A 6,657-nucleotide genomic window follows, 5' to 3' on the forward strand; every position below is an offset into this window, starting at 1 on the left:
TTCATGAAAATTAACGTTATTAGACGATTTTCAATGTTCTAAGTCGATTCAATACTGCTGCCAACTCTGTTCTTCTAATACGAGCAAGATCACCTGGATGTTGATTGGCAAACATAGAGAATGATCCGATCCCCTCTTCATCCATTTGTTTTTCAACTGCATCCAAAAGCTCAGAAACAGATACGTCTCCAAGTTTGTTCTTCCTTTCAAGAAAATGAAGAATCTCCGCAGCTAATCGCGTTTGACTTGGATCGATCAGTTGCTCGACTTGAAGAAGTGAAATATCAGTATTGCCATATAGAATGTGGTGAAGTCCTTTTGCAGAAACCTTCGCCTTTTTCCCTTTTTGACTATTTAAACTAGATTTATGAGGAAGGCGGCGGTCCACCTCTCCGAAAAGGTCGCCACCTTCTTTATTTCGAGCTATAGTAGACTCAGCTGAAATCCTTTTAGCCTCATTCGTTACATCATATGGAAGGTAATTCTCCATCAAAATAACCGTATCGGCTACATCGAAATAATCGCCTGAGCCCCCCATGACGAGTACCGTTGAAACACTATGTTGGTTATATAGTTGCTGTACACGGTCTATAAAAGGTGTGATCGGCTCTTTGTCTTTTGAGACGAGTTGCTGCATCCGAACATCTCGAATCATAAAATTCGTTGCACTCGTATCTTCATCGATCAACAGTGCATGACAGCCTGCTTCTACTGCTTCTATTATATTTGCTGCCTGAGATGTACTTCCACTAGCATTTTCTGTAGTGAAGGAACGAGTATCTTTCCCAAACGGTAAATTCTCAATAAACGGTGAGATGTTTACCCCTGTCACCTTCCTGCCATCTTCAGAGCGTATTTTCATAGCTAGTTCATCAGTGATCACATACTCTCTGCCATCACCTGCAATATGATCATAAACGCCATGCTCGAGTGCATGCAAGAGGGTACTTTTGCCATGATACCCGCCCCCTACTATGAGGGATATTCCTTTCTCGATCGCCATCCCTTTTATCGGTTCCTTTTTATGGGGGATCGAGATATAGACTTCTTTGCTAGACGGAGACTTGAATGGAACAGCTTTATTCTGTAACGGCCGATCGCTGATACCGCTCTCTCGAGGCAGTATGGCACCGTTCGCGATAAACGCTACGTACCCTCTATCTTTTAAGAACATTCTAATCGTTTCTTGTTGATCCGCTAGATGAATGGCTTCAATTACCTCACCCTCATTTAGAGAGAAGATAGATGCTTTTAGGATCTCTGGTAAATACGTCGTTAACATTTGCTGAGCTTGTCTACCTAGTACACGTCTACCTTGTGCTGGTAAGCCCACTGATAAGCAGATCGTAATGTTGTTTTTTGTTACTGACACAGCCGTACGTTCTAAAACTTTTTGTTTAGGTGCATCAATGATAAACGTGCCACTCTTACCGGAACCCTTGATATTTCCTTTGTGTTTGTAAATGGACTTTGCTACCTTCCTTGCGATAAGGTCTTCTAACCTGATCTGCCTTTGATCCCCATCAAACCATTCAGTCTTCACCTTAGCTTTGTGACGAGGAATGATAGCTCTTATTCTAGAAGGGCTTGCGAATGGATCTCCTTGTACATAATCGATCGAAAGAGTGTAATTCTCGAAATCATAGCTCCCTCTTATATCTTTATAAGCTTTATAACTTTTTCCATCTATACGTTGTAAATGATCGATCAAATTCTTCATATGAGGTGAGCCTCCTTTTGAGCTTCTAGTAGTCTCTTATGATAAAATGAACGGAAATAAACATTAAGGAGAACGGTAACATGACTAACATTTCTCTCTCAACATCTATTACCGAAATACTTCCTGACTTTAAAATTGGATGGATCACTTATCATGATATCGTGGTTGAAAACTCACCGCAAATGGTGCGCGGGAGATATCAGTTTTACCTTGAAACCATGATGATGGACTTAGAAGATGCAGAGATTACATCTTTTCAACCAGTTAAAGAATGGCGAACAGTATTCAAAAAGCTCGGAACTGACCCTTCACGGTATCGCCCATCGTCAGAAGCACTTTTAAGACGACTTAAGAAAGGTTCTGACCTTCCGAGGATTCATTCTGCTGCAGATATAAACAACCTTCTCTCATTGCAGTATAAGATTCCGATCGGTATCTATGATCTAGATAAGGTAGAAGGTTCGATCTCCATCGAACTGGGCGATGAGACTACAACGTATCAAGGATTGAATGGTCGAGAAGTGAACTTCACTAACAAGCTAGTCTCTCTAGACGAAAAAGGTCCATTCGGAAGTCCAATTGTGGACTCAGAGCGTACTGCGGTTACTGAGGAAACGACAAATGCTATACAGCTATATTATATTCAACCTTCCCTCTCAAATGAGGAGGCAAATAAACTTTTACAAGCTTCTGGGGAAATGTTTAATCAGATTCATGGCGGAGACTTTAATTACGGATTAGCAAACTGAACGATTGTAGAGCAAACATAAAAAAACGCAACGCTTCGTTAATCATAACGAAACACTGCGTTGGGTAAATGGTGAAAATTCGAGGTTTTTCTACAAACCTCGCTGATGTAGTTAGAATAACACAAAGTATAATAGCAAAACAATAGGTAATTTTAATTTTCTTTAGATTTGCTTTACAATATTTCAATATAGATTCTACAAGTGTATGATAGTGACTGAAACCAATGTGAAAGGAATGAGCATATGGAACCTTTTTCAATACCTTTCTTTGAAGAAAACTTTAGACAGTACATAAAGAAAAACGATGATGTGTTCTCAAAGCAAGAAGCGATGAACAGTTACTACCGGTCAGTTGTGTCGTCTATGATTTACGACAATCTTAACAAAAATTCTGAGATCGTTCGTAGAATCCGAAACCTGGATACTGCATACAAGACGATTAAAGAAGAAAAGACGGAAGAATAACAAAAAGCTCTCTTACAACGTGTAAGAGAGCCTTTTTATTTGTTTACTTGATGTCACATGAATCAGTACCACAAGCGTCACCTTCACTAGTGATTACCTGAAGCTGCTTATCCTCTTCCCAGGCTTTGTTTAACGCCTGTTGGAACATCTCTGGAGGCTGGGCACCTGAAACAGCATACTTTTCATTAAAGACGTAGAATGGAACGCCTTGAATGCCTAATTGGCTGCCAAGAGACTCATCAAAGCGTACTTCTTTTGAAAACTCTTCACTACGAAGGACATCATTCACTTCTGCCCTATCAAGTCCCACCTCTTCAGCTAGGTTACAAAGCGTGTCAAGATCAGAGATGTCTTCCGTTTCAGTAAAGTAGGCATAGAAAAGTCTTTCTGCCATCTTTTCCATTAAATCGTGTTTTGCAGCAAACTGAAGCAGTCGGTGAGAATCAAAAGAATTAGTAGGCTTCATATTCTTAAAATCAAACGTTAAGCCTTCGTTTTCTGCTTGTTGCCTCATGTTCTCACACATACCTTCAGCCTGTTCAAGGCTGACATTATACTTACTCGCTAAAAGCTCAGCTTTGCTTTTTCCAGTTGCTTTCTCTGCGTTCGGATCAAGTTCAAAGCTTCTATAAACGACCGTAACCTCGTCACGATGTGGAAAGGATTGAAGCGCGGTTTCTAAGCGTCTTTTTCCTATATAGCAAAAAGGACATACAAAATCAGACCATATTTCTATTTTCATGATTATCACTCTTTCATAGTAAACGATTTACAGTCAGTGTACCATTTTTCGCATATACAGCGATAATGTTACGCTCATTGTAAGTTATTGTGTTCATCATTCGGAGAAGAGGACATCGATGCCTCAACTTCAGAAAACAATTTAGAATTCATTGGGCCTGTCGTTATCACTGAATTGGATGGACTGCTACCTAATAACCGTTGAATCGCCATGAGATCCTGACGTAATGAATCGACATCGCCTTTTGTCGCTGTTTGCATGTGAGGCTTTAGTGTATAACCCAGTTGGCCATTCGCTTCCATTGTAGCTTCCTGAACGTCTTCGATCGAGGAGATTTGAGAGTGTCTTAATTTCATTTCTAATTGATCAACAGTTAATCTCAGCTTTTTTAGTTCTTTCTCTTGCAATGTACCGTCCTTAATAACCATCTTAGACCGCCCAGAAACCAATCCTTCGATCCAGTCAACTTTCAGCTCACCAAGTTCGATTAAAACCAGAGTAAATACGAGTACTAAAGCAATTACAAACGTCACTAGCACGTTTTCCCCAGCAATCGGCTGTACGATCAAAGAACCCATTCCAATCATAATAACGACCTGAGCGATCGTCATCTGATTAATCGATTTTCGTCCTGCAATCCGCAAGATGAACGTTCCTCCAACCACGAGTAATACTGCTTTCCATAACAATGAGTAATCCAAAACACCCACTCCTCCTTCTCATGAGGTCTATCTACGACGATCCCACATTCTAGTTTTCACTGAAAGATGAGACATTATGAAGAAGTGGTTGTTTCTAATTAAGGTTTAAGACAATAAAAAAAGACTTCTACACTGTAGAAATCCTGACGTTTAAGTATCAACTATGTAACTGGTACCGGTGGTCGGGTTCGAACCGACACTCCTCACGGAACACGATTTTGAGTCGTGCGCGTCTGCCAATTCCGCCACACCGGCATAAAGACAATTTTTTAATTTCGGAAAGTAAATGGTGCCGGAGGCCGGGCTCGAACCGGCACGGAGGTACACCCTCCGCAGGATTTTAAGTCCTGTGCGTCTGCCAATTCCGCCACTCCGGCAGGACTTTTTTAAAAAATATGAAGATTGGAGGCGGCACCCGGATTCGAACCGGGGCGTAAGGGTTTTGCAGACCCGTGCCTTACCACTTGGCTATGCCGCCGTTATAAAAATGGAGCGGAAGACGGGATTCGAACCCGCGACCCCCACCTTGGCAAGGTGGTGTTCTACCACTGAACTACTTCCGCAACTAAAATGGCTGGGCTAGCTGGATTCGAACCAGCGCATGACGGAATCAAAATCCGTTGCCTTACCGCTTGGCTATAGCCCAACATAATGGGGCGACTGATGGGAATCGAACCCACGAATGCCGGAACCACAATCCGGTGCGTTAACCACTTCGCCACAATCGCCACAACAACAAGTTTTAAAAAATAAATTGGCAGGGGTAGTAGGAATCGAACCCACACCGGAGGTTTTGGAGACCTCTGTTCTACCTTTAAACTATACCCCTATCAAGATGGTGGAGGGGGACGGATTCGAACCGCCGAACCCTGAGGGAGCGGATTTACAGTCCGCCGCGTTTAGCCACTTCGCTACCCCTCCGAATAGACAATTATCATTGTAATATATACTATATATAAAAACAATGGGAATTGATACCTTTTCAGGAAAAATGGTGCCGGCCAGAGGACTTGAACCCCCAACCTACTGATTACAAGTCAGTTGCTCTACCAATTGAGCTAGACCGGCAACATGGTGGCTCCGGACGGAATCGAACCGCCGACACGTGGATTTTCAGTCCACTGCTCTACCGACTGAGCTACAGAGCCATTCTTTTAAATTAATTTTAACGGTCGATCTAAGAAAAGAGAATAGGTTGCCCCTAAAGGGACTCCGATTAAATTTTAGCTTAGAAGATAAATCGACGTAGTTAAAATTTTATTTTGGTTGCGGGGGCAGGATTTGAACCTGCGACCTTCGGGTTATGAGCCCGACGAGCTACCGAACTGCTCCACCCCGCGACGATATTAAAGTTGAATAAAATGGCGGTCCCGACGGGAATCGAACCCGCGATCTCCTGCGTGACAGGCAGGCATGTTAACCGCTACACCACGGGACCTTTGTAATGGTGGAGGATGACGGGCTCGAACCGCCGACCCTCTGCTTGTAAGGCAGATGCTCTCCCAGCTGAGCTAATCCTCCACAGAGTAAAACAATGAATTAAGTTGGTGACCCGTACGGGATTCGAACCCGTGTTACCGCCGTGAAAGGGCGGTGTCTTAACCGCTTGACCAACGGGCCAATCTAGTATGTAGCTGGCGGAGAGCGAGGGATTCGAACCCTCGAGACGGCGTTGACCGTCTACACGATTTCCAATCGTGCTCCTTCGGCCACTCGGACAGCTCTCCATGGCTCCACAGGTAGGATTCGAACCTACGACCGATCGGTTAACAGCCGATAGCTCTACCACTGAGCTACTGTGGAATAATGTTTAGCCTGGCGACGTCCTACTCTTGCAGGGGGAGAGCCCCCAACTACCATCGGCGCTGAAGAGCTTAACTTCCGTGTTCGGCATGGGAACGGGTGTGACCTCTTCGCCTTCATCACCAGACTTCTAACAGCTCGCACATTCGTGTGATTGCTAGCGACAAGATATATATTACAATATATTTTGTCGTTTTTCAAGAGAAAATTTATTCCCTGAAAACTAGATAGCACTCGCAACGTATTTCAACAACATTTTTCGCGATGTCTAGTGCCGCAGGCTATATCCTTGCCCATTTCACTCTTTCACTTCAGGCGGAAAACGCCTTACGTTCAAGAGCTCCAATGGTCTCTGAATATGACCAAGCCTGCTTTACTTTTCGTTTGGTTAAGCCCTCGATCGATTAGTATTCGTCAGCTCCACGTGTCGCCACGCTTCCACCCCGAACCTATCAACCTCATCATCTCTGAGGGATC

5 protein-coding genes, 16 tRNA genes and 2 rRNA genes are annotated in these 6,657 nt (G+C 43.3%); 2 read left to right on the forward strand and 21 right to left on the reverse strand.

Features of this window, described 5'->3' with window-relative positions:
- Window positions 1–19: 19 nt before the first annotated feature.
- Window positions 20–1,720 carry an ABC-ATPase domain-containing protein gene (locus ACXAHI_RS17855; RefSeq protein WP_474850201.1) on the reverse strand — a complete coding sequence of 567 codons (1,701 nt, stop codon included), beginning with the start codon at window positions 1,718–1,720 and terminating at the stop codon, window positions 20–22.
- A gap of 80 nt (window positions 1,721–1,800) precedes the next feature.
- Between ACXAHI_RS17855 and ACXAHI_RS17860 the strand changes: the two genes are divergently transcribed.
- Together ACXAHI_RS17860 and yvfG are read left to right on the forward strand one after the other, a co-directional pair.
- Window positions 1,801–2,469 carry a B3/B4 domain-containing protein gene (locus ACXAHI_RS17860; protein ID WP_474814295.1) on the forward strand — a complete coding sequence of 223 codons (669 nt, stop codon included), beginning with the start codon at window positions 1,801–1,803 and terminating at the stop codon, window positions 2,467–2,469.
- Between the two features lie 243 nt (window positions 2,470–2,712).
- On the forward strand, window positions 2,713–2,934 hold the full coding sequence (yvfG, locus tag ACXAHI_RS17865) for a protein YvfG (protein ID WP_270182382.1): 222 nt from the start codon (window positions 2,713–2,715) through the stop codon (window positions 2,932–2,934).
- 43 nt (window positions 2,935–2,977) lie between these two features.
- On the opposite strand, the gene ACXAHI_RS17870 is transcribed toward yvfG, so the two are convergent.
- The 20 genes from ACXAHI_RS17870 to ACXAHI_RS17965 form a co-directional block, all read right to left on the reverse strand.
- Window positions 2,978–3,676 (reverse strand): DsbA family oxidoreductase, encoded by a 699-nt coding sequence (locus tag ACXAHI_RS17870; RefSeq protein ID WP_474850203.1) that lies wholly within the window; start codon window positions 3,674–3,676, stop codon window positions 2,978–2,980.
- Window positions 3,677–3,750: 74 nt separating this feature from the next.
- The gene (locus ACXAHI_RS17875; protein WP_474850205.1) at window positions 3,751–4,377 is read right to left on the reverse strand and encodes a DUF421 domain-containing protein; all 627 of its coding nucleotides are present in this window, start codon (window positions 4,375–4,377) and stop codon (window positions 3,751–3,753) included.
- 170 nt (window positions 4,378–4,547) lie between these two features.
- Window positions 4,548–4,632 (reverse strand) — tRNA-Leu (locus ACXAHI_RS17880).
- 32 nt (window positions 4,633–4,664) lie between these two features.
- Window positions 4,665–4,754 (reverse strand) — tRNA-Leu (locus tag ACXAHI_RS17885).
- Window positions 4,755–4,780: 26 nt separating this feature from the next.
- A tRNA-Cys gene (locus ACXAHI_RS17890) sits at window positions 4,781–4,855 on the reverse strand.
- A 10-nt stretch (window positions 4,856–4,865) separates the two neighbouring features.
- Window positions 4,866–4,940, reverse strand: a tRNA-Gly gene (locus ACXAHI_RS17895).
- 8 nt (window positions 4,941–4,948) lie between these two features.
- Window positions 4,949–5,023: transfer RNA gene (locus tag ACXAHI_RS17900), tRNA-Gln, on the reverse strand.
- 6 nt (window positions 5,024–5,029) lie between these two features.
- Window positions 5,030–5,105 (reverse strand) — tRNA-His (locus ACXAHI_RS17905).
- Between the two features lie 27 nt (window positions 5,106–5,132).
- Window positions 5,133–5,206 (reverse strand) — tRNA-Trp (locus tag ACXAHI_RS17910).
- A 7-nt stretch (window positions 5,207–5,213) separates the two neighbouring features.
- Window positions 5,214–5,298 (reverse strand) — tRNA-Tyr (locus ACXAHI_RS17915).
- Between the two features lie 71 nt (window positions 5,299–5,369).
- A tRNA-Thr gene (locus ACXAHI_RS17920) sits at window positions 5,370–5,445 on the reverse strand.
- A 4-nt stretch (window positions 5,446–5,449) separates the two neighbouring features.
- A tRNA-Phe gene (locus ACXAHI_RS17925) sits at window positions 5,450–5,525 on the reverse strand.
- A gap of 115 nt (window positions 5,526–5,640) precedes the next feature.
- Window positions 5,641–5,717: transfer RNA gene (locus ACXAHI_RS17930), tRNA-Met, on the reverse strand.
- A gap of 22 nt (window positions 5,718–5,739) precedes the next feature.
- A tRNA-Asp gene (locus ACXAHI_RS17935) sits at window positions 5,740–5,815 on the reverse strand.
- Between the two features lie 7 nt (window positions 5,816–5,822).
- A tRNA-Val gene (locus ACXAHI_RS17940) sits at window positions 5,823–5,898 on the reverse strand.
- A 24-nt stretch (window positions 5,899–5,922) separates the two neighbouring features.
- A tRNA-Glu gene (locus tag ACXAHI_RS17945) sits at window positions 5,923–5,997 on the reverse strand.
- 15 nt (window positions 5,998–6,012) lie between these two features.
- A tRNA-Ser gene (locus tag ACXAHI_RS17950) sits at window positions 6,013–6,104 on the reverse strand.
- Window position 6,105: 1 nt separating this feature from the next.
- Window positions 6,106–6,180 (reverse strand) — tRNA-Asn (locus ACXAHI_RS17955).
- Window positions 6,181–6,190: 10 nt separating this feature from the next.
- Window positions 6,191–6,307: ribosomal RNA gene (gene rrf, locus ACXAHI_RS17960) — 5S ribosomal RNA — on the reverse strand.
- 257 nt (window positions 6,308–6,564) lie between these two features.
- A 23S ribosomal RNA gene (locus tag ACXAHI_RS17965) occupies window positions 6,565–6,657 on the reverse strand; the annotation flags it as partial.

The organism is Anaerobacillus sp. ABD4_527 (assembly GCF_056160805.1).